This is a genomic window from Pseudomonas sp. BIGb0278, assembly GCF_024809895.1.
Lineage (GTDB): Bacteria > Pseudomonadota > Gammaproteobacteria > Pseudomonadales > Pseudomonadaceae > Aquipseudomonas > Aquipseudomonas shirazensis.
This window is the reverse complement of record NZ_JANUEL010000001.1, coordinates 871051-896560: the sequence shown is the minus strand read 5'-3', so window position 1 is coordinate 896560 and position 25510 is coordinate 871051. Positions and strand designations below refer to the sequence as shown.

Sequence of the window (25510 nt, the reverse complement as noted above, 5' to 3'; positions counted from 1 at the left end):
CAGTCGGTTCGCCAAACGGTCCCGGCAACCTGCCGACGGCGACGCCTTAGCTCAACCCCCACAGTGCCTTCTCACCCACTACACCAGCAGCAACTGCATATGCGTCGTTTGCCATACAGGGTCCTGTTCAATATCGGTGACGACAAACCCTTGCCGCTCCCAGAAGCGAATCGCTCCTGGCAGAAACGGATGCGTATGCAGATACAAACATTCGATTCCAGCAGCCTTGGCCCGCAACCGCAGCTCTGCAAACAGCGCTGCAGCCAGACCACAGCGGCGGTACTCGGGCAAAACGAACAGCCGCACCACTTCCACCACAGTGAAGTCGTGATAATTCAGCTGGCTGAAGCGGTGGTCGTAAGGCAGGTAGCCGATGGCTGCGACCAGCCGGCCGTTGTCGCGCGCGGTCAAGAAACAGCCGCCACCTTGCAGGTAGGTATCGCTGAACCGGGCAAGGTCAGCCGGCAGCGGTGCGTCAGCCAGCAGCGGAAACAACTCCCGCCGCGAGTCGTTGACGAACGCGACCACCTCGTCGATGGCATCGGCGGCTACCGAAGTGATGATCCAGTCTGTCATTGCGCTCAGGCCTTGAAGCGAGGTGAAAGCCAACTTCTACCCGATCGCCAGCCCGTGCGCAATTGCACGGGAGTGCTCAAGCTGACTGGCGAAACGGCAGGCGCTGCGGATCAGTCCGCAACGTCGCGGCAAAACTGTTCTTGAGGGGGTATTCAGATGCAGCTGGGCAGCCGCTGTCAAAAACGATGTGTTTACTTTCCGGACATCTGTGCAGGCCGTTTCCCACGCAGCGCAACTGCCACGCAGGCCCTGGAAAAACGGTAAACTTGCCACCCCACTGTGCCCAAGGGCTGCTCGATGAATCGCTTGCTCAACCTGCTGCTGCCCGTGCTCTTGCTCGGTGCCCTCGCTGCCTGCGACCAGCAGCCCAGCCGCGAACAACAGATCCTCGCCAAGCTGCCCTTGCAAGCCGCCTACGAGCACAACATCGGCAGGATGGCCTCACTGCTGGCCATGACCCACCCGCAGGTCCCCGAAGAGCAGATCAAGCAGGTACTGCGCAAGCACCTCACCGTCGAGGACCAGCGCAACGACCTGTTCAAGCTGTACAGCACAGCCAACTTCAGCGATGCCGAATTCGAGACCATCGTCGAGGCAACGCAAAACCCCGAGAAAGCCAAGGCACTCGGCGACACCGAGCAGGGCAAACGCCTCAGCGAGAAGCTCACCGGTCTGATGCGCGCCAGCGCCCAGGACAAAGCGGTACAGGCCCTCGCCGCGCAACGTATGCAGCAGGTCGAGGACGATCTGCAAGCACTGCCTTGAACAGCCCGGTTTAGCTGTAGCTGTAATCACGCGAAACGCATAAGGTATTTCGCAGTAACCCGTCAGTGAGGTCAGGATTGCCACACGCCAAGAAAGGACTGCGCCTGGATCTGCGCACACTCATCCTCGTACTCTCGGCGCTGACTGCAGTGACCATGCTGCTGACCAGCTATTTCGCCAGTTACCGGGTACAACGCCAACTGCTGATCGACCACTCACTGGAAGCCAACCGGGTCTACGCGGCAAAACTTGCAGCAATCACCGATACGTTTCTGGGCAACGCGCTGCAGCAACTGGGCTTCAGTGCCGGGGTGCAGGCGCACAACCTGAACGATGCGCCCTCGCTGCTGGCCGAGACCGAGCGGGTGCTGCAGCAGAGCATCGCCTTCAACTCGACCTTTCTGGTCGACGCGCAGGGGTTTCTGCGCGCCGTTTCGCCCGCGCCACTGCGCCACCTGATCGGCACCCATGTGCAGACGCCAGGCTCGCAAGAGGCCCTGCGCGAACGCCGCCCGCTGGTATCAACACCTTTTCTGTCGGCAGCCAATAACCTGGTGGTGGTGCTGTCACAGCCGATCTTCGATGGGCAAGGCAAATACCTGGGCTATGTCGGCGGCAGCGTGTACCTGCGTGAACGCAACTTCCTCAACAGCATGCTCGGCGAGCACTACTACAAGGATGGCTCGTACCTGTACGTGGTCGACCGTAACCGGCGCCTGCTCTATCACCCAGACCCGGAGCGGGTCGGGACAGTGGTCGAGGGTAATTCCCTGATCGATCAGCTCCCCGCCCTGTCTGAGGGCACCCGGCAGATCCACAACAGTGCCGGCGTGGAGATGCTCGCCGGTTTTGCCACAGTGCCAAGCACGGGCTGGGGCGTTATCGCGCAGCAGCCGCTGAGCCAGACAGTAGCGCCAATGCGTCAGCTGATTCTGAATGTGGTGCTGCTGTCGGCGCCGTTGGCGTTGCTTGGTTTTCTCGCCCTGTGGTGGTTTGCCCTGGCCATCACCCGGCCGCTGTGGCAACTGGCGGCGGGCGCGCTGGCGCTGGACCGCCCTGGTACGGCCGAACATCTGCACAAGGTGCGTGCCTGGTACTTCGAAGCGGCCGAGTTGAAGCGCGCTTTGCTGTTTGGCCTCAATCTGCTGCAGGAGCGCATCGGCCGGCTCAACCGGGACGCGCAAACCGACCCCTTGACCGGGCTCGGTAACCGCCGCAGCCTTGAATACAACCTGTCGCTGCTCAAGGCCGAGGAGCGTAACTTCGCCGCTGTCGTGCTCGACATCGATCACTTCAAACGGATCAACGACACTTACGGCCATGCAGTGGGTGATCAGGCCCTGCGCCAGTTGGCCGAGCTGATGCGCAGCTGTTGCCGTGAAGTCGACGTGCTCTGCCGCACCGGTGGCGAGGAGTTCATCATGATCCTGCCTGGCGCCAGCCTGGAGATCGCCATCGTGGTTGCCCAGCGGTTGCGCATTTGCGTGCAGGACACACCGCTCGCTGCGGTCGGTGCGATCACCGTGTCGCTGGGCGTAGCCCATTGGCAGGCCAACTCTGGCAGCCTGCCGGCCGAGGTGCTCAGCGAGGCCGACGCTGCGTTGTATGTGGCCAAGCAGAACGGGCGCAATCAGGTCCAGGTCGCGCACAGTGGCGAGGCGGCGCACAGCTGAACTGAGCGTTTGCCGCGGCGCTGATGTCCAAGCTGCAGCCCCATCGACCCGGAGATGACCATGCCCCGTCTGGGCTTTGCCTGTATGTACCGCCACCCGCATCGCAGCCTGTCGATCAAGGAACTGGAGGCCATCGAAAAGGCCTTCAACCCGCGCACCACAACCTTGCGCTGGCTCAACAGCGCCAGCGTCGAAGCCGCTGCGGCAAAGCTGCTGGAGCTGGTCGAGCACAATCTCGATGCCCAGTTGCGCCTGCTGGCGTACGTGGCGGAGCTGCCGCCAACCCTGCGCATGGTGCGCTTGAGCAGCGACCTGCTGCCGCTCTACAGCCACCCGCAAGTGGCGGAGTTCTACCGTAACCCGAACGTTCAGGCTGACCTGCAGACACGCCTCGGCGCGATTGGCGCGTTTGCCCGCAGCGCGGATATTCGCCTGTCGTTTCATCCCGGCCAGTACTGCGTACTCGGCTCGGACCGCCCCGACGTAGTCGAGAACAGCCTGGCCGAGTTCGAGTACCACGCCGACATGATCCGCATGATGGGCTACGGCCAGCGCTTTCAGGACTTCAAGTGCAACGTGCACATTGCCGGGCGTCTGGGTGCCGCTGGCGTGCGTGCCGTCTGGCCGCGGCTGTCGCAGGAGGCGCGCAATGTCATCACCTTCGAGAACGATGAAAAGACCTACGGCGTCGACGATTGCTTGGGCCTGGCCGACCTTGCGCCGGTGGTGCTGGATATCCATCACTGCTGGATTCACGAGAACGACTACATCGCCCATGACGACCCACGGCTGGCGCCGATCATCGCCAGCTGGCGCGGCGTGCGCCCGGTGATGCACTACTCGCAGCCGCCCGAGCGTCTGCAGGAACTGGGCTTTACCGCGCAGCAGAAGCTGGAGATTCCAGCCTTGCTGGAGCAGGTCAACAAGCGTGATCTGTACCAGCACAGCGAGCGCATGTGGAACGACTGGACCAACCGTTACGCGCTGGGCTTCATGGGCGACTTCGACATCATGTTCGAGGCCAAGCACAAGAACCTCGCCACCCTCGACTTCTATCAGCGCTACGTTGATGGCGCTGCCGCCGGCATTTGATTGGAACACCGTCCGTCAGTCCCGGGGCACCCTCATCGACGAGGCAAGGCCCAATGCATGTACTCACATGAACGGGAGATACACCATGAAGCGGATGCATGCACTTTGTCTCGCAGTCTGCCTGGGCGCCACCGCGCCACTGGCCATGGCCGCGACCAACATGAATGACAACGACGCGCCAAGCACCCAGACCGGCGGCGCTACCGGCGTTGGCCCGGGCACCATGAACAGCGACGGCACGGGCACCGGCACCATGCAGCGTGACGGCACTGGCAGTGGCACCATGAACGGCAGCGGTACCGGTGGCAGCGGCATGGGCGGCAGCACCACTGACAGCGATGACAACCAAGGCGGCACCGGCGGCAGTGGCATGGGCGGCTCAGGCAGCGGCACTGGCTCGGGCAGTTCCGGTAGCGGCAGCTCCGGCGGTGCAGGCGGCGGTGGCGGCGGCTAATTCACTGGTCGTTGCACGTTAAACGCCGGCATGTTCGAGTTGCGATTCGTGCGTGCCGGCTTCGTTCAGGATGCGGGTTTCAAGCACCGGGCAAAATGTAACAACCCTTGTCTTAATACTGTCATGTTTACTTCATAGGATTGTCTCTGAACTGCCATCTATGGCCCCACGGCTTATTTCAGGGATGAACCGCAGCATGCGTCGAGTCGTATTCAATCAAAAAGGTGGCGTGGGCAAATCGAGCATTGCCTGCAATCTCGCCGCCGCCAGTGCTGCAGAGGGTTACCGCACGCTGCTGGTCGATCTCGATCCCCAGGCCAATGCCACCTACTACCTGACCGGTTTGAGCAACGATCAGATCCCCCCGGCATTGCCGACTTCTTCAGGCAGACCCTCAGTACCAGCCCTGAAGGCAAGAAGAACCGTGTGGCCATCAGCGAGACACGCTACGCCAACCTGCATCTGGTCACTGCCAGCCCTGAGCTGGCCGATTTGCAGACCCGTCTGGAAAGCAAATTCAAGATCAACAAGCTGCGCAAGCTGCTGGTCGCGCTGTCGGAAGATTACGAGCGGATCTATATCGACACCCCGCCTGCGCTGAACTTCTATACCTTCAGCGCCCTGCTTGCCGCCGAACGCCTGCTGATTCCGTTCGACTGCGACAGCTTCTCGCGCCAGGCGCTGCTCAACGTCATGGCCGAAGTTGCAGAGCTGCGCCACGACCACAATGCCGAACTTACCGTCGAGGGCGTGGTGGTCAATCAGTACGCCGGGCGCACCGCACTGCACCAGACCCTGGTCGAGCAACTGCGCGGTGAAGGCCTGCCGATTCTGCCGGTGTACCTGAGCGCCTCGATCAAGATGCGCGAGTCGCACCAGGCGGCCGTGCCGCTGGTCCATCTGGCACCCACGCACAAATTGGCCCGCGAGTTCGTCGACCTGCTCGATGTATTGGAACGCGCCGCCTGACACCCAGGTGCGACAATCCACCACAGGCAGTCAGCACTCAGGCGATGCTGAGCTGATGGTAGATTCACCGCCATGAAAATCCCCCGCCAGAGCCGTGCGCTGACTGCCTGGGCGCTGTATGCCAGCGTCCTCTTCAGCCTATTGATCTGCGGTTTGCACCACGGCCAGATGAGCGGCCTGCAACTGTCCGGGCTCAACGGTGGCTTCTGTTCGCTGTCCAGCGAGCACGGGCCGGCGGTCGACCTTGGCGACTCCAGCGGTGATCAGCACATGGCGCAGCTGGACTGCCCGGTGTGCTCATCGTTTGTTCAAGCGGTGGCACCGAGCAGCACCGGCTGGTGGTTCGAGCGCCAACGCGGCAGCGCGCCGTCGCCGATGGTCCAGCGCAGCTGGGCCCAACCGCCGCCACGCTATGTGCGCCCTGCCCTCAACCCACGCGCCTCCCCTGCCATCCACGCAGCGCCAGCAACCTTCGTCTGAGCCGCCCGGGCCACTTGCCCGCAGGTGTGTGCTCAGCCATGACTTTTGCGTGGAAACCACAACAACATGATCCGCCAGACTTCCCTGGTGCTCCTGGCGAGCACCTGCAGTATTGCCTGGGCCGACCACTCGGCCATCGAACTCACCGCCACCAGCATCGACGCCAGCCGCGCAGCGCCCTCGGGCGTGCAACTGGACGAGCCGATCCGTACCGGCTCCAAGCTCGGCCTGACCGCGCGGCAAACGCCCGCCTCGGTCAGTGTTTCCGACCGCAGCGTGATCGAACAACGCGGGGCCAAGGACACCCAGGACGTGATCAACGCCATGACCGGCGTAAACGCCTCGGCCAACCCCGGCTACGGCGGCTTTGTCAGCTACCGCGGCTTCACCCAGAACCAGGTCACCCAGCTCTTCAACGGCATCAACCTCGGCTATAGCAGCGCTACTCGCCCGGTGGACGCCTGGGTCATTGATCGCGTCGAACTGATCGGTGGGCCGTCGTCGTTCCTGCATGGTGCCGGTGCAGTCGGCGGCTCGATCAACTACATCAGCAAGCTGGCCAGCCGCGATCAGCAGACCATCGATGGCCGCCTGCGCTATGGCAGCTTCGACGATTCGGAAATCGCCTTCGGTATCAATCAGGCGCTGGCCAGCAACCCGGCCGAGGCCCACCACTTCGTGCGCCTGGATTTCAGCCGCGGCCACAGCAACGGATACATCGACCGCAATGAGCGCGACACCGACAGCCTGGTGTTGTCCTTGCTCAGTGAGCTGACCCCCGACCTCACCCACACGCTGGCCATCGAGTACCAGCAGGACAAGGAAGTCAGCCCCTACTGGGGCGCGCCGATCCTGCCGGGGCGCAGCACCATGAAGATCGACAATAGCCGCCGCTTCGAGAACTACAACGTCGCCGACGGCCGCTATGAACAGCGCGTGCGCTGGCTGCGCTCGATGCTCGACTACCAGATCAGCGACGCCACCAGCGTGCACAACACCCTGTACCACTACGACGCCCAACGCGATTACCGCAACCTTGAGCGGTACAGCTACAACGCCGCGGGCAATGTGCAGCGCGGCAGCCCATACCTGCAGCGCCATGAGCAAACGGTACTGGGCGACCGTATCGAACTGCGCCACGCCAACAGCCTGCTTGGCCTGTCGAGCCAGTGGGCGATGGGCGTGGATTACTCGCGCATGCGCCAGGACCTCTACCCCACTGCGGGCAGCTGGAGCGACGTGGTCGACCCAGACCATTTCGACCCTGGCAGTTTCGGTGACATCCCGGGGGTCAATACCGGCCTGACCCGCCAGCGCCATCACCAGATCGACAATCGCGCAGTGTTCGCTGAAAACCGCCTGCAGTTGACCGAGCGCCTGGCCTTGCTCACAGGCCTGCGCTACGACTACCTGGAAATGCAGGTGGACAACTACGGCACGGTTTCGCCCACCAGCCCAGCCTACTTTGAACGCCGTTGGGAACCGCTCAGCGGGCGGGTCGGCTTGACCTATGAACTGACACCTAGCGCCAACGTGTACCTGCAGTACAGCACCGCTGCCGACCTGCCGGCCGGGTCGTTGGCCGCCGCCACCTATTCCAACGTCGGCCTGTTCGATCTGTCCAAGGGCGAGCAGTGGGAAGCCGGCAGCAAGTTCGACTTTCTCGAAGGTCGCGGCGCGGCAACCGTTGCGCTGTATCAGATCGTGCGCAAGGACTTTGCCGTGCGCGATTCGAGCAACCCCAACCTGACGGTGCAAGCCGGTCAGCAGACCTCACGCGGGATCGAACTGGCTGGGCGTTTTCAAGTCACACCAACGCTGCTGGCCGAAGCCAACTATGCCTATGTCGATGCGCAGTACGATGAGTTCAACGAGGCCGCCAATGGCGTCTCGGTATCGCGTAAAGGCAACGCGCCGGTCAACGTGCCGGCCAATGTCGGCAATCTGTGGCTGACCTACAGCTTCGATACGGTTTGGTCGATGGGCGTTGACGGACGTTATGTCGGCTCGGTCTACGCCGACAACGCCAACACGTTGAAGGCACCGGCCTATACCCTGTTCGGTGCATTCGCGCGCTATAAGGTCGACCGCAACACCGCACTGACCGCACGGGTGCGCAACCTCACCGACGAGGTCTACGCCAAGCAGGCATACGGCCTGCAGTACTACATGGGCGCGCCGCGTACGCTCGAGTTGGCCATGGACGTGCGTTTCTGATGGTGCCTCAACGTCGTGCCGAGACCAGCAACATCATTGGCCGTTCAAGCTCTTCAGCCAGCGCCGGCCAGGCCTCGATCTGCTCTGGGCTCGGTGCAAACTCCTCGATCCGGGCAACCTGGAAACCCGCCTCGATCAAGCTGTTGAGTGTGCTGGCCAGGGTGCGGTGATACTTCAACACATCTTTGGCAAACCAGTCACTGCGCCGCTCGCCTTCAACTGCGTAGCGGCTCACCGGCCAACTCAGGCTGCCGTTCTCGGCGTGCTGCCAGTGCGCGCCGGCAGCGGCCATGTAGATCGGGTGTTCACAACTGAACACCAACTGGCCGCCCGGTACCAGTGCCTGGTACAGCGTTGCGATCAGGCGTGGCAAGTCTTCGATGTAGTGGAAGGTGAGCGCACTGTAGGCCAGATCGAACGCTGCTGCTGGCAGCGTGAGGCTCTCCAGATCAGCGATGCGGTACTCGATCGCCGGATCATGGGTATCGTGCCGGGCACGCGCGAGCATGTTCTGCGACAGGTCCAGCCCTAGCACCGAGGCCGCGCCTTGCTCGCGCATCCAGCGCGACGCCCAACCAAAGCCGCAACCCAGATCGACCACACGTTTGCCGGCGAGTACAGGCAACATGGCGCGCAAGCTGGGCCACTCGGGAGCGCCAGCGAGCCCCTGAGTCTGACGTGGCAACTGGCTGTAACCGGCGAAAAATGCAGGGGTGTCGTAGATATTCTGGGCCATGACAGGGTCCGTGAGTGGCACAAGCACGAACTCTAACCTGAGATCGCAGAGCACGGCCACTAGCTGCTCAGTTGGTCGGGCAGCTCAGGACGCTTGCGCCACCGCACCAATGAAGTTGGCCAGTTCAGCGGTTTGCGGCGCGGCGAACACCTCCCGCGGATTGCCCACTTCATGCACCTTGCCCTGGTGCATGAACACCAGCTTGTCGCCCACTTCCCGGGCAAAGCGCATCTCGTGAGTGACCATGATCAGGGTCATGCCCTCCTTGGCCAGCTGGCGTACCACCCCCAGCACCTCGGTCACCAGTTCCGGGTCCAATGCCGAAGTGATCTCGTCACACAGCAGCACTTTCGGCGACATCGCCAGCGCACGGGCGATGGCCACCCGCTGTTGCTGGCCGCCGGAGAGTTGATCCGGGTAGGCGTTGAATTTCTCGCCCAGGCCGACCCGCGCCAGCATCTGCTCAGCCAGTTGCCGCGCTTCGCCCTTGCTGGTCTTCTTCACCACCTGCGGCGCCAGCATCACGTTCTCGCCGACGCTCAGGTGCGGGAACAGGTTGAACTGCTGAAACACCATGCCCACCTTCTGGCGCAGGCTGCGCAGGTCGGCGCGGGCAGCGTCGAGGTACTCGCCGTCGACTTCGATGACGCCGTCACTGATCGACTCCAGGCCGTTGAGGGTGCGCAACAAGGTGCTCTTGCCCGAACCGCTGCGGCCAATGATCGCGACCACTTCGCCCTCTTCGATGCTCAGGTCAACGCCCTTGAGCACGTGGTTGTCGCCGTAATACTTGTGCAGCGCAGACACTCTAAGCAGGGGCATGCAGCCTCCTTTCCAGATAACGGGCGCTCAATGAGAGCGGGTAGCAGAGGATGAAGTAGCCCACGGCGACCAGGCCGTAGGTCAGGAACGGCTCAAAGGTGGCGTTGGCGAGCATGCCGCCGGTCTTGGTCAGTTCGGTGAAGCCGATGATCGACGTGACCGCCGTACCCTTGACCACCTGCACCGAGAAGCCCACCGTCGGCGCGATGGCGATGCGCATGGCCTGCGGCAGGATCACATAGCGCAGTTGTTCGAGCCGGCTCAGCGCCAGGCTGCCGGAGGCTTCCCACTGGCCACGGCCGATCGACTCGACACAACCGCGCCAGATCTCGGCAAGGAACGCGCTGGTAAACAGCGTCAGGGCAATTGCTGCTGCCATCCACGCCGAAACGTCGATGCCGAACAGCGCGATGCCGAAGAACACCATGAACAGCTGCATCAGCAATGGCGTGCCCTGGAACAACTCGATATAGCCCCGGGCCAGGCCGCGCAGATAAGGGTTTTCCGAGATCCGTGCGAGCAGCAACAGCAAGCCGGCAACGCCGCCGCAGACAAACGCCACCAGCGACAGCAACAAGGTCCATTGCAAGCCGGTCAGCAGGTTGCGGACGATATCCCACAAGGTGAAGTCCATCAGCGTCTCCCCATCAGCCAGCGCTGGCCGAGCCAGGCCAGCAACTGCCGCACGCCGATGGCCATGAGCAGGTACAGCAGGGTGGTCAGCAAGTAAGTCTCGAACGCGCGGAAATTACGCGATTGAATGAAGTTGGCCGCGAACGACAACTCCTCGGTGGCGATCTGCGAACACACCGCCGAACCGAGCATGACGATCACGATCTGGCTGCTCAGCGCCGGCCAGACCTTGGCCAGTGCCGGCTGCAGAATCACATGTCGAAACGCCTCGAAGCGGCTCATGGCCAACGCTGCAGCCGCTTCCAGCTGGCCCTTGGGGATGGCCATGATGCCGGCGCGGATGATCTCGGTGGAGTACGCGCCGAGGTTGATTACCATCGCCAGCACTGCCGCTTCCCATTCACTCAGCCGCACGCCAAGCGCCGGCAAGCCAAAGAAGATGAAAAACAGCTGGACCAGGAACGGCGTGTTGCGGATCAGCTCCACATACACCCCGAACACCGCGGAAAACGGCTGCAGACGCCAGGCCCGGACCACCGCGCCGAGCACGCCGATGGCCAGCCCCAGCACGGTGCCGACCACCGTCAGTTGCAGGGTGAACAGCGCGCCCTTGAGGAGCAGGTCAGCCTGGGCCAGCACCGGGGCGAAATCAAATTGATAGGCCATCGAACAGCAACTCCAGGCGCGGCTTAAAGGTCAGCCGGAAGCGGCTGCTTCAGCCATTTTTCCGCATTGCGATTGAGGCTGCCGTCAGCCTTGGCTGCCTCCAGCGTGGCGTTGACCTTGTCCAGCAGTGCCGGCTCCTGCTTGGCCAGGCCGACATACACCGGCGAGTCCTTGAGCTTGACCTTGAGTACCGGCACCTTGGCCGGGTTCTTCTCGGCGATCACTGCCATGACCACGCTGCCACTGGCGATCAGCTCGACCTGCCCAGCCAGGTAGGCGGCGATGGTCGAGTTGTTGTCTTCAAAGCGCTTGATGGTTGCGCCCTTGGGGGCCACTGCCGACAGCTCCATGTCTTCGATCGAGCCGCGGGTGACGCTGATGGTCTTGCCAGCAATGGCATCGATGCTGTCGATCTTGGTCTCGGCCGGGCCGAACACAGCCAGGTAGAACGGTGCGTAGGGTTTCGAGAAGTCGATCACCGCCGCCCGCTCCGGATTTTTGCCCAGGCTTGAGATCACCAGGTCAACCTTGCCGGTGGTGAGGAACGGGATACGGTTGGTGCTGTTGACCGGCGTCAGCGCCAGCTTGACCCCAAGCTTGTCGGCCAGCAGCTGCGCGGTGTCGATGTCCAGGCCGCGCGGTTTGAGGTCAGGGCCGACCGAACCGAATGGCGGGAAGTCTTGCGGCACAGCGACTTTCAATACACCACGGGCGGTGATGTCGGCCAGCGCATCGGCTTGGGCCTGAACTGCGCCAAGGGCACCGCCGCAGAACACGGTAGCCAGAAACAGGGTACGGAACTTGGTCATGCACGAGCCTCGCAGGGTCAGAGTGGGCAACTGGACAGGCAGTTACACAGGACAAGTGCACGGGCCATGCCAGAAAGCTCGCGAAACCCCGTAAAAGCAGGCCAGCCCGTCTGCGCCACGGTCTTACTGGTCTGAACAGTTGCCTGCTGACTGAGGTAAGCACGCCGCGCTGCGCCCTGCATTTGTGCAAACCCCGTTCACCCTGCGCCAGCACGGAGCAAGGCTTGCCAGCGCCGCGCATTGCCCGTAAAAGGGTCGAACCCTGCCCTCTGACCGGTCTGAACTGCATGCTCGATACCCTCCCCCGCGCCGTCCCGGAAATCGCCTTGCAGGCAATCCGCAAACTGATCGATGACGGTGGTTATCTGCCCGGTGATGCCCTGCCCTCGCAGCGCGACCTGGCCGAGCAGCTGGGGGTCAGCCGGGCCTCGTTGCGCGAAGCATTATCGACCCTCAGCGCGTTGGGCCTGGTCAGCGTACAGCCCGGCAAGGGCGTGTTCGTGCTGGCCCCGGTGCCGGCCACCCCGGTGGGCTTCAGTTGGCCGTACGCCGAGCAGGTGTCTGCCGCCGACACCTTCCAACTGCGCTATGCACTGGAAGGCTTTGCCGCCGGGCAGGCGGCGCTGAACCTGACGGCCGACGATCTCGACCGGCTTGCCGCCAATGTCGAGGCCATGCGCCAGGAGTTGCGTGCGGGTAACTTCGAAGCGGCAGCGCGGCTGGACTTTGCCTTCCACCAGGCGCTGCTGCAGGCCGCCGGCAACCGCGCCATGCTGCACGTGATCACCGCCAGCCAGGACATCTTTCTGGAAAGCCAGAAGCTGCCGTTCATACGTCCGGAGCGGGCCATGGAAACCTGGCAGGAGCACAGCAAGATCCTCCGCGCCCTGGCCCGACGCTCGCAACTGGGCGCGCAGCGTGCCATGCAGGAGCATATCCGCAACGCGGCTTCGCGTACCGGCGTGGTGTTCCCGGTCTAAGCCGGCGCAACCGCTTGCCTGCTGGTTGAAACAGATAGCTCAGTGTCGCCCCCGAATATGCGCGCGGCGCAACCTGCCGATCTACTGATAGCCATAACAACGATGCTGCGGCCCGACTGCGGCACTTTCAATCAGGCTGCCATGGCAAATCGGAGCGTCTCCGCATGTCCACTTCCCATGAGGTATCACCGGCCACCTTGCGCCGGGTCATCGCGGCCTCGGCCGTTGGCAATTTCGTCGAGTGGTTCGACTTCGCCGTCTACGGCTTCCTTGCCACACTGATCGCCAGCCAGTTCTTCGCCAGCTCCGATCCCGGCGCCGGCCTGCTGAAAACCTTTGCCGTATTCGCCGTGGCCTTTGCCTTGCGGCCATTGGGCGGCATCGTGTTTGGTGCTTTGGGAGATCGGCTCGGGCGCAAACGCGTGTTGTCGATGACCATTCTGCTGATGGCGGGCTCGACCACCCTCATCGGCCTGCTGCCCACCTACGCCAGCATCGGTATCGCCGCGCCGCTGTTGCTGACCCTGGCGCGCTGCCTGCAAGGCTTTTCCGCTGGTGGCGAGTACGCCGGTGCATGCGCTTATCTGATGGAACACGCACCGCAAAACAGACGCGCGTTCTATGGCAGCTTCGTGCCGGTGTCGACCTTCTCGGCGTTTGCCTGCGCAGCAGTGATCGCCTACGCCCTCGAGGCAAACCTGAGCAGTGACGCGATGAACAGCTGGGGCTGGCGGGTGCCGTTTCTGATCGCGGCGCCATTGGGCCTGGTCGGTCTGTACCTGCGCTGGCGCATGGAGGAAACCCCAGCGTTCCGCGCGGCCATCGCCGAAGGCAAGGTGCACAGCCATTCGCGGCTCAAGCAGACCCTGCGCAATCACGGCCGGGCGATCCGCAACCTCGGCGCGTTCATTTCGCTGACGGCGCTGTCGTTCTATATGTTCACCACCTACTTTGCCACCTACCTGCAACTGGTCGGCAACCTGACCCGCGCGCAGTCATTGCTGGTGACCACTGTGGCACTGCTGTTCGCCGCTGCCGGCTGCCCACTGGCCGGGTTGCTTTCGGACCGCATTGGCCGACGCAAGACCATTGGTTTTACCTGCCTGTGGGTGATGGTTGCGGTGTTCCCGGCCTACTGGCTGGCGAGCTCGGGGTCGATGTCCGGCGCCTTGCTCGGTGTGATCCTGCTGGCGGTCGGTGCGCTGATGAGTGGCGTAGTCACTGCCGCGCTGCTGTCGGAAAGCTTCCCTACCCGCACCCGCTACACCGCTTCGGCGATCACCTACAACGTTGCCTACACGCTGTTCGGCGGCACCGCGCCGCTGGTTGCGACCTGGCTGATTGGCCAGACCGGCAGCAGCCTGGCACCTGCGTTTTATCTGGTGGTGATCGCCTTGCTGGCGTTGATCGGTGGCCTGGCGCTGCCGGAGACTGCGCGGGTTTCACTGCATGACGAGGTGCCGACAGGGCAGCCTAATCCCGCTGTTTGAGCTATGTGTGCGGGGTCGTTGAGGCCCCGTGGCACAGTTAGTTGCGGTAGTCGCCACCGTGCACTGCCCAGAGGTAGGCCTTGTCTGCCTCAAGCCTCAGGTCACGCCACTCTTGCCACGTCACCAAGCCCAGGCGGTCCATTTCGTCAGCCTGATAGAGCAGCCGCTCGTGGTAGGTGTTGGGGCAGTCCATGCGCTGCTGGCGGTCCTCAAGCAGGTGATACCACCCCGACAGTGCCGAGATCCGCTGTTCATCCTGTGGCTGCAAGGAGGCATCGAAGACATTCATTGGCAGTTACCCGGCGCTGGTTTCCCGGTTGAGTCAGCCCAGCGCCGAGGGGTTCCTGCGAACTTGCCCATGGCCTGCTCAGCGGTTAGAGGCTGCGGGTAATGCCGCCATCGACGCGGATGTTCTGCCCAGTAATGTAGGCGGCGCCTTCACTGGCCAGAAATGCCACGGTGGCGGCGATTTCTTCGCTGGTGCCATAGCGCTTGAGCGGTACGCTGTCGCGGCGTTGCTCGGTGCTGGGCAAGCTGTCGATCCAGCCGGGCAGGACGTTGTTGATGCGCACGTTATCGCCGGCAAATTCGTCGGCAAAAATCTTGGTGAACGCGGCCAGCCCTGCGCGGAATACCGCTGAAGTCGGGAACAGGGAGCTAGGTTCAAAAGCCCAGGCGGTAGAAATATTGATGATCACTCCACCTTGCTGGCGCTGCATGATCGGGGTAACCAGGCGACTGGGACGGATTACATTGAGCAGGTACGTGTCCATGCCAAGCTGCCAGTCCTGATCGCTCAGCTCCAGAATCGGCGCCCGTGGGCCGTGGCCTGCGCTGTTGACCAGCACATCGACGCGGCCCCATTTGGTCATGACCGCATCGACCAGTGCTTGCAGATCGGCAGGGGACTGATTGCTGCCGGTCAGGCCGATACCGCCTAGTTCAGCGGCAAGGGCCTCGCCTTTGCCGGAAGAGGACAGGATCGCGACGTGAAAGCCGTCGGCGGCGAGTCGGCGGGCGGCGGCGGCGCCCATGCCGCTGCCGCCGGCGGTGATGATGGCTACTTTGTCTGCTGACATGATTGCTCCTGAGTACACATTGATGACGCTAAAAAGGCTACACCCGAGAGCAGGCTCGTCAGCAGTCATGAATAATCACGAGAGCCAGTAGAAAAACTTCTGAGTAGATCCGGATTTGAAACTCACCCGCACGGCCATTGGCCGATGCGGTCCTACTCATCAAGGTGTTATTTCCAGCAGATCAGGGCCGTCTTCCATGCCACCACGCAGCACATCCCCAGAGCACGCCTTCACCGGCTTCGTCAGCGTGCGCGGCGCCCGCGAACACAACTTGCAGAACGTCGACGTCGACATCCCTCGCGACGCGCTGGTGGTGTTTACCGGTGTGTCCGGCTCAGGCAAATCCTCGCTGGCGTTTTCCACCGTGTATGCCGAAGCGCAGCGGCGTTATTTCGAATCAGTGGCGCCTTACGCACGGCGCCTGATCGATCAGGTCGGCGTACCCGATGTCGACGCCATTGAAGGCTTGCCGCCAGCGGTAGCCCTGCAGCAGCAACGCGGCAGCCCCAGTGCGCGCTCCTCGGTGGGCAGCGTGACCACCTTGTCGAGTTCGATCCGCATGCTCTACTCGCGCGCCGGCAGTTACCCCGACGGGCAACCAATGCTGTACGCCGAGGACTTCTCGCCGAATACGCCGCAGGGCGCTTGCCCGGAGTGCCATGGCCTGGGCCGCGTCTATGAAGTCACCGAGGCGAGCATGGTGCCCGATCCTTCTCTGACTATCCGCGAGCGTGCGGTGGCGGCCTGGCCGCTGGCCTGGGGCGGGCAGAATCAGCGCGATATCCTCGTCACCCTCGGCTACGACATCGACAAGCCATGGCGCGATCTACCGCAAGAACAGCGTGACTGGATCCTGTTCACCGAGGAAACCCCGACTGTGCCGGTGTACGCCGGGCTGACTCCCGAGCAGACCCGCACAGCGCTCAATCGCAAGCTGGAGCCGAGTTATCAAGGCACATTCAGTGGCGCCAAGCGCTATGTGCTGCACACCTTCATGCACTCGCAAAGCGCGCAGATGCGCAAGCGCGTCAGCCAGTACATGCGCCCAAGTGCATGCCCGCTGTGCGCCGGCAAACGCCTCAAGCGCGAAGCCCTGACCGTCACCTTCGCCGGCCTGGACATTGCCGAGCTGTCGCAGCTGCCGTTGCAGGACCTGGCCGTGGTATTGCGCACGGTGGCCAATCCCGACTACCTGACCAACGCAGAGCAAAGCGGCGCTACCCTCTCCCATCAGCAAACCCGCGAGGCCCGCCAGCAACGCGCAGCCAAGGGCGAGCCGGCGCACAGCGGCGGCCCGGACGTGCGCCACACGCCCAATCTGTCGCTGGAGAAACGCCTGGCCGCGCAACGCATTGCCGCCGAACTGCTGGAACGGATCAACACCTTGATCGACCTTGGCCTGGGTTATCTGGCACTCGAGCGCAGCACGCCCACGCTGTCGTCCGGCGAGCTGCAGCGGCTGCGCCTGGCCACTCAGCTCAACTCGCAACTGTTCGGCGTGATCTATGTGCTCGACGAACCCTCGGCCGGCTTGCACCCGGCCGATAGCGAGGCGCTGTACGCGGCCCTGCAACGGCTGAAAAGCAGCGGCAATTCAGTGTTTGTGGTCGAGCACGACCTGGACACCATGCGCCGCGCCGACTGGCTGATCGATGTGGGCCCAGCCGCCGGCGAGCACGGCGGGCAGATTCTCTACAGCGGCCCGCCAGCGGGCCTGGCCGAGATCGAGCAGTCGTGTACCCGCGCGTATCTGTTCGCCGAGGCCGGGCCGCAACATCAGCAACCAAGGCCCCCCCAGGGTTGGCTGACACTGGAGGGCGTAACCCGCAACAACCTGCAGGACCTCAGTGCGCAGTTCCCGCTGGGCTGCTTCACGGCGGTTACCGGGATCTCCGGCTCGGGCAAGTCCAGCCTGGTCAGCCAGGCGCTGCTGGAACTGGTCAGCGCTCACCTGGGCCAGCCGGAGCAAGCCACAGAGCCTGACGAACAGAGCCTGGAAGACGAGCCTGAGCAGGCCAGCAGCGGCCGCATAGTCGCCGGCCTGGAGGCGGTCAAGCGGCTGGTCAAGGTCGACCAGAGGCCGATCGGGCGTACCCCGCGCTCCAACCTGGCCACCTACACCGGGCTGTTCGATCACGTCCGCAAGCTGTTTGCCGCCACCGAACAGGCCAAGGCGCAGGGCTTCGACGCCGGACGTTTCTCTTTCAACGTTGCCAAGGGCCGTTGTGAAACCTGCGAAGGCGAAGGTTTTGTCAGCGTCGAGTTGCTGTTCATGCCCAGCGTCTACGCGCCCTGCCCGACCTGCCACGGCGCCCGCTACAACCCGGCAACGCTGGCAGTGACCTGGCAGGACATGAGCATTGCCGATGTGCTCGGCATGACCGTCGAACAAGCGCTGCAGGTGTTTGCCGAACAGCCGCCCGTGCGGCGCAGCTTGCAGGTGCTGGCCGATATTGGCCTCGGTTATCTGCGCCTTGGCCAACCGGCCACCGAGCTGTCCGGCGGCGAAGCGCAACGGATCAAGCTGGCCACCGAGCTGCAACGCAGCGCGCGCGGCGCCACCCTGTATGTGCTGGATGAGCCCACCAACGGCCTGCACCCGCAGGACGTCGACCGCCTGCTGCTGCAACTGAACCGGCTGGTCGACGGCGGGCACACGGTGGTGGTGGTCGAGCATGACATGCGTGTGGTGGCGCAAAGCGACTGGGTCATCGACATCGGCCCTGGCGCCGGCACTGCGGGTGGCCAGGTCGTCGCCAGCGGCGCGCCCGCCGAGGTCGCCCGCTGCAAGCACAGCCGGACGGCGCCATTTCTGCAAAGTGTACTGCGCTCAACTACCCAGTAGCGTTTGCAGTTCAAGGGCATCGCCCAAGGCTGCATCGCCTGCCGTGTTGTCAAAAATGCACCAGGTCGCCGAGCCGGACTCGGCGCGGGCCAGCAACTGCGGCCCCAGCGCCTGCAGCCAGGTGCTGGGGTAATCGCTGAAATAGGTACGCGGTGAGCCATGCAGGCGCCAGTACGCAAGGCCTGGCCAGCCACGCGGCTGCGCGTCCAGGGCAAAGCGCGCCGGGTCTGCGCCCACCAGTGCCACCTGCAACTGCTCCATCAGCGCTCCGGCCTCGGCCCAGCTGGGGTGGCGCGCTTCCAATGCCACAAGCCCTGGATACACCTCGCGCACATCAGCCATGAAACGCTCCATCAGCAGCGGCTCGAACGCCAAAGACGGCGGCAGTTGCACCAGCACGCAACCCAGCGCTGACCCGAGCGCCGTGCACTGTGCAAAGAACTCAGCCAAAGCTTGCGCGCAATCGACCAGACGCCGTTCATGGCTGATGGCACGCGGCAGCTTGACCGAGAAGCGAAACCCCGGCGGCACCGCACCTGCCCAGCGCGCATACGTGGCTGGGCGATGCGGTCGATAGAACGAACTGTTGATCTCTACCGCCGTGAGCTGGCGGGCGTAGCGCTGCAGATGGCTGCCCTCGCCTGCCAGCTGTGCAGCGTAAGTACGTGAGATGCTCCAGCCGGCACAACCCAGATAAATCATCAGCCCCTCCCTGCTTGACTTGCCCGTCAGCCAGTGGAGTTGCAGAACGGGGTCGAGGTTCAGCCGGCATCACCCGTTGTCAGCGGATTACCTCCAGGAAAAAGTTGCCGAATAAGCCAGCACTTCTATATTCACTTAACCCTGCCTCATGCGATGGCGACCATGGCCAGCACCGCCCAGCTGATCATTTGCGAGCACTGCGACTGCGTTTATCAGCAGGTTGTGCTCGGCAAACATCAAAAGTCCTTGTGTGTGCGCTGCGCCGGCGTGCTGGAGCGCTACAACGGCCTGACGGTGGAACAACGCCTGGCACTGACCATCACCGCAGCCATGCTGTGGCTGTTCGCCAACTTCTATCCGATCATGACCATCAGCCTGCAGGGCCTGAAAAACAGCGCCACCTTGTGGGATTCAGTACTGGCGCTGAGCCAGGGACCCATCACCTTCATTGCCATGGTCGCAGCCATCGCCATCATCATCGCGCCGGCGTTTCAGTTGATGCTGCTGATCTGGGTGCTGGCCTTTGCCCTCAGCCAGCGCCGCGCGCCGGCGTTCAAACTGTGCATGCGCTGGCTGGAAACCCTGCGCCCGTGGAGCATGCTCGAAGTCTGCCTGCTCGGCGCCATGGTCGCGGTGTTCAAGCTGGCCGGGATGCTGGCGGTGCTGCCCGGTATCGGCCTGTTCGCCCTCGCCGCGCTGAGCCTGCTGCTGATCCGCATCGCTGGTCGCGATATCCGCGAGCTGTGGGCGCTGCCATGAACCGCACTGCCAGCAATCGCCCACCGACGGCCGCCGAGCTCAACCTGTGCCTGTGTCACAGCTGCGGCCTGGCCTGCGACATGCGCGACGAGCCACTTAGTTGCCCGCGCTGCGACGCACCACTGCACCGGCGCAAGGTCAATTCGCTGGCCCGCACCTGGGCGTTCATGCTGGCCGCGCTGGTGTTCTACATCCCGGCCAACCTGCTGCCGGTGATGAACACGACCATGCTCGGCGACGGTGCCGACAGCACCATCATGAGCGGCGTGCTGGAGTTCTGGGCGCACGGCGCGTGGGACATCGCGCTGATCATCTTCATCGCCAGCATCGCGGTGCCGGGGGTCAAGTTCGTCGCGCTGTCGCTGCTGCTGATCACCGTCCAACGGCGCAGCCGGTGGGCGTGCCGCGAGCGTTCGCAGTTGTACCGGTTTGTCGAGTTGATCGGCTACTGGTCGATGCTCGACGTGCTGGTAGTGGCGCTGGTTGCAGCGTTGGTCAAGTTCCAGGCGCTGGGCGATATCGAGCCGCGCGTGGGGATTCTGTTCTTTGGCCTGGTGGTGGTGCTCACCATGCTCGCGGCGATGAGCTTTGACCCGCGTCTGATCTGGCAAGCAGGACCTGAGGAGGCCATGGATGAAGTCGCCCGCCACTGAAGCACCGGCAGAACCGGGACCGCCACCGATCAAGACGCGCCGTTTCAGCGTGTCACTGGTGTGGCTGGTCCCGCTGGTAGCGGTACTGGTCGGCCTGTCGTTGGTGATTCACAGCAAACTGCAGGAAGGCCCGACCATCACCCTCAACTTCAAGACCGGCAGTGGCCTGGTGGCGAACAAGACCGAGGTCAAATACCGCAGCGTGGTCATCGGTCACGTTTCGGCGGTGGCCCTGAGCGATGATCAACGCAGCGTCAACGCCACCGTCCAGCTGGACAAGCAAGCCGAGGGCTTCACCCGCGAAGACTCACAGTTCTGGGTGGTACGCCCGCGCATTGGCGCCGGCGGCGTGTCCGGTATCGATACGCTCCTGTCGGGTGACTATATCGGCGCCGACATCGGCCAGGCCGAGGGCCGCGCCAAGCGCTTCAAGGGCCTGGAAAACCCGCCGCCGATCACCTACGGCGAACCCGGCAAGCGCTTCACCCTGCACACCCAGGACCTCGGCTCGCTGGATATTGGCTCGCCGGTGTACTACCGCAAGATCCCGGTCGGCCAGGTAGTCGCCTACGCGCTGGATGCCGACGGCAAAGGCGTCAATATCGAAGTGTTCATCCACGCCCCCAACGACGCCTATGTCACCGACAACACGCGCTTCTGGAACGCCAGCGGCATCGACGTCAACGTCGGCGCCAACGGCGTGGCGATCAAGACTGAATCGCTGTCGACCCTGCTGGTTGGCGGCATCGCCTTCCGCGCACCAGAGTACAGCCCCAACGATAGCGCCGCCGCCGAAGACCGCACCTATGAGCTGTTCGACGATCAGCAAACCGCGCTGGCCCCGCCGAGCGGCAAAGCCCAGTACCTGACATTGCGTTTCGACCAGGCCATGCGCGGCCTCAAAGTGGGCGCGCCGGTGGAGTTTCTCGGTATCGAGATCGGCCGAGTGGTCTCGGTCAATCTGGACTTTGATGAAGTGCAACGCAGCTTCCCGATCAACGTCGGCATCGTGGTGTATGCGCAGCGATTGGGCCAGGCGCACCAGAAAATGCTCAAAGCGCTCAAGCATGATCCGGATGACATGACCGCCACCGCCCAGGTGTTCAGTTCGTTCGTCGCCAACGGCCTGCGCGCGCAGGCACGCAATGGCAACCTGCTGACCGGTCAGCTATACATCGCCCTGGACTTCTTCCCCAAAGCGCCCAAGGTCGCCTTCGACCTGAACGCCAGGCCAATTGCGATCCCGACCCTGCCCGGCAGCCTGGAAATCCTCCAGGAGCAACTCCAGGCGATGCTGGAAAAAATCAACAAGCTGCCGGTCGAGCGCATCGCCGGCAACCTTGACGGTAACCTGGTCGAGCTGCGCAAAGGCCTGATGCAGTTCAACAGCCGCACCCTGCCGGGGGTGCAGAGCACCCTGGCGGATGTCAGCAAGACCTTGCAGTCGGCCAGCGCCACCCTCGCTGAAGACTCGCCGCAGCGTGAGAAGCTCAGTGAGACCCTCGACGAACTCGGGCGCATGTCGCGCTCGTTGCGCGATCTGTCCGATTACCTGGGGCGTAACCCAGAGGCGTTGATCCGTGGTCGACCAAGCAATGCGCCACCAATCGACCTACAAGGCCCGCCGCGCAACTGACCCGGAGCGATAGCCATGACTTCACCCTGCAAGCTCATGCTGCTCGTCACGCTGGCGCTGATGGCAGCGTGTCGCAGCGAGCCGATCCAGTTTCACACGCTGATGCCAACCCAGGTCAGCCGCTCCCCGGCCGGCAGCGAGATCGCCATCGAAAGCGTCAGCGTGCCCGCGCAGGTCGACCGTGCCCAGATCGTGGTCCGCCAAGGTGCCAGCGGGCTGGCCATTCTGGAAACGCAATGGTGGGGCGCCAGCCTGGCCGATGAGCTGCGCAGCGCCTTGGCCGAGCAACTAAGCAGTGGCGTGCCTGGCCAGCAACGCTCGGTAAGAATCATTGTGCAGCGCTTTGATTCCGTGCCCGGCCAATACGCGCTGCTCGATACCAAGTGGCGCCTGCGGGTCGCCGCAGGCGCCAGCCTGGATTGTCGCAGTGTGGTGCAAAGCCCCGCCAGCGCATCAATCGATGCAGTGGTTACGGCCCATCAGCGCAACCTGATGCGGCTGGCCTCGCTGATCAACCAGACCGCGCGCAATCCGCAAGCAGGCTGCGCGGCCAGCCCAAGCCTAGGCCCGGGCGTCTGACTACTCGGTAGGCGATTCGGTATTCACATAGGGCGGCACTTCGGCGAGGGCCAACGCGCGACGCTGCTCACGCTGCGGCAGGCGCCTGGCCGGCAGCGGCTCGAGCATCTGCGCCTGCCCGGTGATCAACGCCCGCTCGATTGCCATGATCACGCGGACATCGCGCCATCCCTCCTCCGCGTCTGGCTCCGGCGCCTGGTCGTTGAGGATGCAATCAGAAAAGTACGCCGTCTCGCCAGCAAACTGATCCACCACTGGATGCACATGCACGCGGGTGGTGCCGTCGAGGGTTGCGCGGTAGCTGATCGCGACATCTTCACCATAGCCATAACAAGGCGAGGCTTCGATTTCGCCCCCGCTACCGAGCAACTGGAAACGCTCCGAGTCGGGTAGGCAGTAGCTGACGGTAAACTGCGCCAGGCGCTCGTCAGGAAAACGCAGCGACACGCTGACGGTGTCCCAGGTGTCGATCCGACTGCCTGGAGAATGGCTGCCCTGCGCACTGACCTCGATCGGCTCGGCATTGAACAGCTGGCGCACCATGTTCAGCGGGTATGGGCCCATGTCAGCTACCGGGCCTGCGGCAAAGCCGCTGTGGGCACGGTGATTGCTCGGCTTGACGGTCTGGGTGAAGATCGAGGTGAACAACCGTGGTTGGCCAAACTCGCCGCTATTCACACGCTCGATCATCTCCAGCGTGCCTGGCTCACAATGCAAACGGTAGGCGACCATCAATTTAGTGCCTGTGCGTTGCGCCACATCGCGGATGGCCACGCAGTCGTCATCGCTGGCCGCCATGGGCTTTTCCAACAGCACATGAATGCCGGCTTCCAGCGCCGGGATGACGAACTCGCGATGGCGGTAGTTGGGCGTGGCAATGTAAACCGCATCTATTTCACCTGAGGCGAGCAGTGCTGCGTAATCGGTGTAGGCCCACGCCTTGAGCTGATAGCGGCTGGCCAGCTGACGGGCCTTCTCAGGGTCGCCAGTCACCAGTGCAGCGAGCGCCGAATTGTCGGTCTGGCCGACCCCAGGCATGAATGCACCCTGTGAGATCGAACCGCCGCCAACCACTGCGTAGCGGATTTTGCCATCTGAACTGGGCATTGCTGTCTCCTTGCGGGAATTATTCACTAGCTAGGAAGTGGGCAAGCAAGCCGGGGCGCGAGTTCGATTTTTTTCTTTGTGGTTCTCACCAGGCGCGTACAAGTGATGCAACGCAATCAGCTTGTGCTGTAGTCGTATTTTGTTACCTGCAGGCCAGTGATTTTGTCTGGACTCCCCCCGGCGACCTCTCTAGGCTACGGCCTCCGTCAAGATAGGGTCCCACCTGTGAAGCAGTCCTCCGGCACATTAAAGTCCGCCCTCTGGGGCTTGCTGCTGGCTACCAGCCTGTGCGCGCACGCCGACCGCGAGGCACCAACGCTGGTTTATTCGTGGCCGGTCAATGCGGGCCCGCTCGACCCGCGCGGCTACGCACCCGACCAGATGTACGCACAGGCCATGGTCTACGAGCCGCTGGTGCGCTACACCGCAGCCGGCACGGTCGAACCCTGGCTGGCCAGTAGCTGGCACGTCAGCGACGACGGCAAGACTTACACCTTCACCCTGCGCGACGGCGTGCGCTTCAGTGACGGCACGCCGTTCGATGCGGCTGCCGCCAAGGCCAATCTGGATGCGGTGCTGGCCAACAGCAAACGCCATCGCTGGCTGGAGTTGGTCACTACGCTGGAGCGGGTCGAAGCGCCGGACCGGCGGACCCTGCAACTGTTCCTCAAACACCCCTACTACCCGACCCTGATGGAACTGGCCCAGGTACGCCCACTGCGCTTCGGTGCGCCGCTGGCCAAACCTGGCGAGCCAGTCGGCACCGGTCCTTGGCAGCGGGTCGAGAGCCGCCTGGGCGAATTTGATCGGTTCACCCGCAACCCGTATTACTGGGGCGCGCAACCCGCCTACGGCGAGGTGCTGGTCAAAGTCATCCCCGACCCCAACAGCCGCGCGCTGGCTCTGCAGACGGGGCAGATCGACCTGATCCAGGGCGCTGCCGGCGAGATCACCGCCAGTACTTTTGTGCGTCTGCGCGATCAGGGCTTTGCCAGTGCACTGTCAGCACCGTTGGCGACTCGCAGCCTGGCGATCAATACTGGCAGAGGCGCAACCCGCGACCTGGCGGTGCGCAGGGCGATCAACCATGGCCTGAACAAACAGGCGATCATCGACAATATTCTGTATGGCCTAGAGCCCCGCGCCGACACACTGTTCGCGCCCAACCTACCTTATGCCGACCTCGGCCTTGCGCCGTATGCCTACGACCCTGCCCTCGCCGCCCGCGAACTGGATGCTGCAGGCTGGCAACTGGTGCCCGGGGCAAGCGTGCGCAGCAAGGGTGGCGAGCCACTGGCAGTCGAACTGGTGTTCCTCGGCACCAGCGCTCTGCAAAAGAGCCTCGCCGAAGTGTTCCAGGGCGAGTTGGCCAAGCTTGGCATGCAGATTACCCTGCGCGCTGTTGAGGAAGGTGCGCTGGTGAGCCGCCAGCGCGAGGGCGACTTCGGCTTGATCTTCGCTGACACCTGGGGCGCGCCCTACGATCCACACTCGTTCGTCAGCTCGATGCGCTACCCCGGCCATGCCGACTACATGGCCCAACGTGGCTTGGCGATCAAGGACCAACTCGACCAGCGCATCACCAAGGTACTCGCCAGCACCGACCCACAGCAACGCGCCGAGGAGTACCGTTTCATCCTCACCACCCTGCACGAGCAGGCTGTGTATGTGCCGATCTCCTACCTGACTGCGATCAGCCTGCGCCGCGACGTGGTCGACCACGTGCAGTTCGGCAGCACCCTGTTCGATGTGCCGTTCGAAGCCATGACTCCCAGCCAGGAACATTGA

Annotated in this window: 24 protein-coding genes and 1 pseudogene; 15 read left to right on the top strand and 10 right to left on the bottom strand. The window is 63.3% G+C overall.

Going from position 1 to position 25510, the window contains the following annotated elements; all coding sequences use genetic code 11:
- Positions 1-78: 78 nt before the first annotated feature.
- Positions 79-576, bottom strand: coding sequence for a GNAT family N-acetyltransferase (locus tag M2396_RS04170; RefSeq protein ID WP_150569060.1), 498 nt, complete (start codon positions 574-576; stop codon positions 79-81).
- Between the two features lie 297 nt (positions 577-873).
- On the opposite strand from M2396_RS04170, the gene M2396_RS04165 reads away from it, so the two are divergent.
- The 7 genes and pseudogenes from M2396_RS04165 to M2396_RS04135 all read left to right on the top strand — a co-directional run bounded on the left by M2396_RS04165 (position 874) and on the right by M2396_RS04135 (position 8226).
- Positions 874-1341, top strand: coding sequence for a hypothetical protein (locus M2396_RS04165; RefSeq protein ID WP_101323038.1), 468 nt, complete (start codon positions 874-876; stop codon positions 1339-1341).
- A 77-nt stretch (positions 1342-1418) separates the two neighbouring features.
- A complete protein-coding gene (locus M2396_RS04160) occupies positions 1419-3014 on the top strand; it encodes a sensor domain-containing diguanylate cyclase (RefSeq protein ID WP_150569059.1) in 1596 nt (531 codons plus the stop codon).
- 60 nt (positions 3015-3074) lie between these two features.
- Entirely contained in the window at positions 3075-4106 is a 1032-nt protein-coding gene (locus tag M2396_RS04155) for a UV damage endonuclease UvsE (protein ID WP_259074220.1), read from the top strand.
- 85 nt (positions 4107-4191) lie between these two features.
- On the top strand, positions 4192-4560 hold the full coding sequence (locus tag M2396_RS04150) for a hypothetical protein (protein ID WP_150569058.1): 369 nt from the start codon (positions 4192-4194) through the stop codon (positions 4558-4560).
- Positions 4561-4756: 196 nt separating this feature from the next.
- Positions 4757-5529 (top strand): annotated as a pseudogene (locus tag M2396_RS04145) (ParA family protein).
- 72 nt (positions 5530-5601) lie between these two features.
- Positions 5602-6009, top strand: coding sequence for a DUF2946 family protein (locus tag M2396_RS04140; RefSeq protein WP_101320004.1), 408 nt, complete (start codon positions 5602-5604; stop codon positions 6007-6009).
- Positions 6010-6075: 66 nt separating this feature from the next.
- Positions 6076-8226 carry a TonB-dependent siderophore receptor gene (locus M2396_RS04135; protein WP_259073317.1) on the top strand — a complete coding sequence of 717 codons (2151 nt, stop codon included), beginning with the start codon at positions 6076-6078 and terminating at the stop codon, positions 8224-8226.
- Positions 8227-8233: 7 nt separating this feature from the next.
- On the opposite strand, the gene M2396_RS04130 is transcribed toward M2396_RS04135, so the two are convergent.
- The 5 genes from M2396_RS04130 to M2396_RS04110 form a co-directional block, all read right to left on the bottom strand.
- Entirely contained in the window at positions 8234-8962 is a 729-nt protein-coding gene (locus M2396_RS04130; protein ID WP_101320008.1) for a bifunctional 2-polyprenyl-6-hydroxyphenol methylase/3-demethylubiquinol 3-O-methyltransferase UbiG, read from the bottom strand.
- 84 nt (positions 8963-9046) lie between these two features.
- Positions 9047-9784, bottom strand: coding sequence for an amino acid ABC transporter ATP-binding protein (locus M2396_RS04125; RefSeq protein ID WP_103437627.1), 738 nt, complete (start codon positions 9782-9784; stop codon positions 9047-9049).
- Entirely contained in the window at positions 9771-10421 is a 651-nt protein-coding gene (locus M2396_RS04120; RefSeq protein WP_181107562.1) for an amino acid ABC transporter permease, read from the bottom strand. The genes M2396_RS04125 and M2396_RS04120 overlap by 14 nt, the downstream gene beginning before the upstream one ends.
- Positions 10418-11083, bottom strand: coding sequence for an amino acid ABC transporter permease (locus M2396_RS04115; protein WP_259073314.1), 666 nt, complete (start codon positions 11081-11083; stop codon positions 10418-10420). Before M2396_RS04115 ends, M2396_RS04120 begins: the two co-directional genes overlap by 4 nt.
- A gap of 23 nt (positions 11084-11106) precedes the next feature.
- Positions 11107-11892, bottom strand: coding sequence for a transporter substrate-binding domain-containing protein (locus M2396_RS04110; RefSeq protein ID WP_259073312.1), 786 nt, complete (start codon positions 11890-11892; stop codon positions 11107-11109).
- Positions 11893-12179: 287 nt separating this feature from the next.
- Here M2396_RS04110 and M2396_RS04105 point away from each other — a divergent pair, with 287 nt between their 5' ends.
- Positions 12180-12872 (top strand): FadR/GntR family transcriptional regulator, encoded by a 693-nt coding sequence (locus M2396_RS04105; RefSeq protein ID WP_101323040.1) that lies wholly within the window; start codon positions 12180-12182, stop codon positions 12870-12872.
- A gap of 164 nt (positions 12873-13036) precedes the next feature.
- Complete coding sequence (locus M2396_RS04100) at positions 13037-14362, top strand: MFS transporter (protein ID WP_259073310.1); 1326 nt, start codon at positions 13037-13039, stop codon at positions 14360-14362.
- Between the two features lie 37 nt (positions 14363-14399).
- On the opposite strand, the gene M2396_RS04095 is transcribed toward M2396_RS04100, so the two are convergent.
- Positions 14400-14651, bottom strand: coding sequence for a hypothetical protein (locus M2396_RS04095; protein ID WP_101320022.1), 252 nt, complete (start codon positions 14649-14651; stop codon positions 14400-14402).
- Positions 14652-14736: 85 nt separating this feature from the next.
- Entirely contained in the window at positions 14737-15441 is a 705-nt protein-coding gene (locus M2396_RS04090) for an SDR family oxidoreductase (RefSeq protein WP_150572450.1), read from the bottom strand.
- Between the two features lie 196 nt (positions 15442-15637).
- On the opposite strand from M2396_RS04090, the gene M2396_RS04085 reads away from it, so the two are divergent.
- Entirely contained in the window at positions 15638-18286 is a 2649-nt protein-coding gene (locus M2396_RS04085; protein ID WP_259073305.1) for an excinuclease ABC subunit UvrA, read from the top strand.
- Here the strand turns inward: M2396_RS04085 and M2396_RS04080 are convergent.
- Entirely contained in the window at positions 18272-18988 is a 717-nt protein-coding gene (locus tag M2396_RS04080; RefSeq protein ID WP_259073303.1) for a DUF72 domain-containing protein, read from the bottom strand. The two genes, M2396_RS04085 and M2396_RS04080, sit on opposite strands and share 15 nt — an antisense overlap.
- Positions 18989-19150: 162 nt before the next feature.
- On the opposite strand from M2396_RS04080, the gene M2396_RS04075 reads away from it, so the two are divergent.
- From M2396_RS04075 to M2396_RS04060, 4 genes are read left to right on the top strand one after another with little or no spacing between them, the layout of a single operon-like run.
- On the top strand, positions 19151-19747 hold the full coding sequence (locus M2396_RS04075; protein WP_101320028.1) for a paraquat-inducible protein A: 597 nt from the start codon (positions 19151-19153) through the stop codon (positions 19745-19747).
- Positions 19744-20400 carry a paraquat-inducible protein A gene (locus M2396_RS04070; protein ID WP_259073301.1) on the top strand — a complete coding sequence of 219 codons (657 nt, stop codon included), beginning with the start codon at positions 19744-19746 and terminating at the stop codon, positions 20398-20400. The genes M2396_RS04075 and M2396_RS04070 overlap by 4 nt, the downstream gene beginning before the upstream one ends.
- Entirely contained in the window at positions 20381-22036 is a 1656-nt protein-coding gene (locus tag M2396_RS04065) for an intermembrane transport protein PqiB (RefSeq protein WP_101320032.1), read from the top strand. The genes M2396_RS04070 and M2396_RS04065 overlap by 20 nt, the downstream gene beginning before the upstream one ends.
- 15 nt (positions 22037-22051) lie before the next feature.
- Positions 22052-22615, top strand: coding sequence for a membrane integrity-associated transporter subunit PqiC (locus M2396_RS04060; RefSeq protein WP_259073299.1), 564 nt, complete (start codon positions 22052-22054; stop codon positions 22613-22615).
- On the opposite strand, the gene M2396_RS04055 is transcribed toward M2396_RS04060, so the two are convergent.
- Positions 22616-23722 carry a Gfo/Idh/MocA family protein gene (locus M2396_RS04055; protein ID WP_150572456.1) on the bottom strand — a complete coding sequence of 369 codons (1107 nt, stop codon included), beginning with the start codon at positions 23720-23722 and terminating at the stop codon, positions 22616-22618.
- Between the two features lie 225 nt (positions 23723-23947).
- Here M2396_RS04055 and nikA point away from each other — a divergent pair, with 225 nt between their 5' ends.
- Positions 23948-25510, top strand: a complete 1563-nt coding sequence (nikA, locus tag M2396_RS04050) for a nickel ABC transporter substrate-binding protein (protein ID WP_259073287.1) — start codon at positions 23948-23950, stop codon at positions 25508-25510.

Coding starts and splice junctions, on each gene's coding strand:
- M2396_RS04170 (WP_150569060.1), bottom strand. CDS start 576: ATGACAGACTGGATCATCACTTCGGTAGCCGCCGATGCCATCGACGAG.
- M2396_RS04165 (WP_101323038.1), top strand. CDS start 874: ATGAATCGCTTGCTCAACCTGCTGCTGCCCGTGCTCTTGCTCGGTGCC.
- M2396_RS04155 (WP_259074220.1), top strand. CDS start 3,075: ATGCCCCGTCTGGGCTTTGCCTGTATGTACCGCCACCCGCATCGCAGC.
- M2396_RS04150 (WP_150569058.1), top strand. CDS start 4,192: ATGAAGCGGATGCATGCACTTTGTCTCGCAGTCTGCCTGGGCGCCACC.
- M2396_RS04140 (WP_101320004.1), top strand. CDS start 5,602: ATGAAAATCCCCCGCCAGAGCCGTGCGCTGACTGCCTGGGCGCTGTAT.
- M2396_RS04135 (WP_259073317.1), top strand. CDS start 6,076: ATGATCCGCCAGACTTCCCTGGTGCTCCTGGCGAGCACCTGCAGTATT.
- M2396_RS04130 (WP_101320008.1), bottom strand. CDS start 8,962: ATGGCCCAGAATATCTACGACACCCCTGCATTTTTCGCCGGTTACAGC.
- M2396_RS04125 (WP_103437627.1), bottom strand. CDS start 9,784: ATGCCCCTGCTTAGAGTGTCTGCGCTGCACAAGTATTACGGCGACAAC.
- M2396_RS04115 (WP_259073314.1), bottom strand. CDS start 11,083: ATGGCCTATCAATTTGATTTCGCCCCGGTGCTGGCCCAGGCTGACCTG.
- M2396_RS04110 (WP_259073312.1), bottom strand. CDS start 11,892: ATGACCAAGTTCCGTACCCTGTTTCTGGCTACCGTGTTCTGCGGCGGT.
- M2396_RS04105 (WP_101323040.1), top strand. CDS start 12,180: ATGCTCGATACCCTCCCCCGCGCCGTCCCGGAAATCGCCTTGCAGGCA.
- M2396_RS04100 (WP_259073310.1), top strand. CDS start 13,037: ATGTCCACTTCCCATGAGGTATCACCGGCCACCTTGCGCCGGGTCATC.
- M2396_RS04095 (WP_101320022.1), bottom strand. CDS start 14,651: ATGAATGTCTTCGATGCCTCCTTGCAGCCACAGGATGAACAGCGGATC.
- M2396_RS04090 (WP_150572450.1), bottom strand. CDS start 15,441: ATGTCAGCAGACAAAGTAGCCATCATCACCGCCGGCGGCAGCGGCATG.
- M2396_RS04085 (WP_259073305.1), top strand. CDS start 15,638: ATGCCACCACGCAGCACATCCCCAGAGCACGCCTTCACCGGCTTCGTC.
- M2396_RS04080 (WP_259073303.1), bottom strand. CDS start 18,988: ATGATTTATCTGGGTTGTGCCGGCTGGAGCATCTCACGTACTTACGCT.
- M2396_RS04075 (WP_101320028.1), top strand. CDS start 19,151: ATGGCCAGCACCGCCCAGCTGATCATTTGCGAGCACTGCGACTGCGTT.
- M2396_RS04070 (WP_259073301.1), top strand. CDS start 19,744: ATGAACCGCACTGCCAGCAATCGCCCACCGACGGCCGCCGAGCTCAAC.
- M2396_RS04065 (WP_101320032.1), top strand. CDS start 20,381: ATGAAGTCGCCCGCCACTGAAGCACCGGCAGAACCGGGACCGCCACCG.
- M2396_RS04060 (WP_259073299.1), top strand. CDS start 22,052: ATGACTTCACCCTGCAAGCTCATGCTGCTCGTCACGCTGGCGCTGATG.
- M2396_RS04055 (WP_150572456.1), bottom strand. CDS start 23,722: ATGCCCAGTTCAGATGGCAAAATCCGCTACGCAGTGGTTGGCGGCGGT.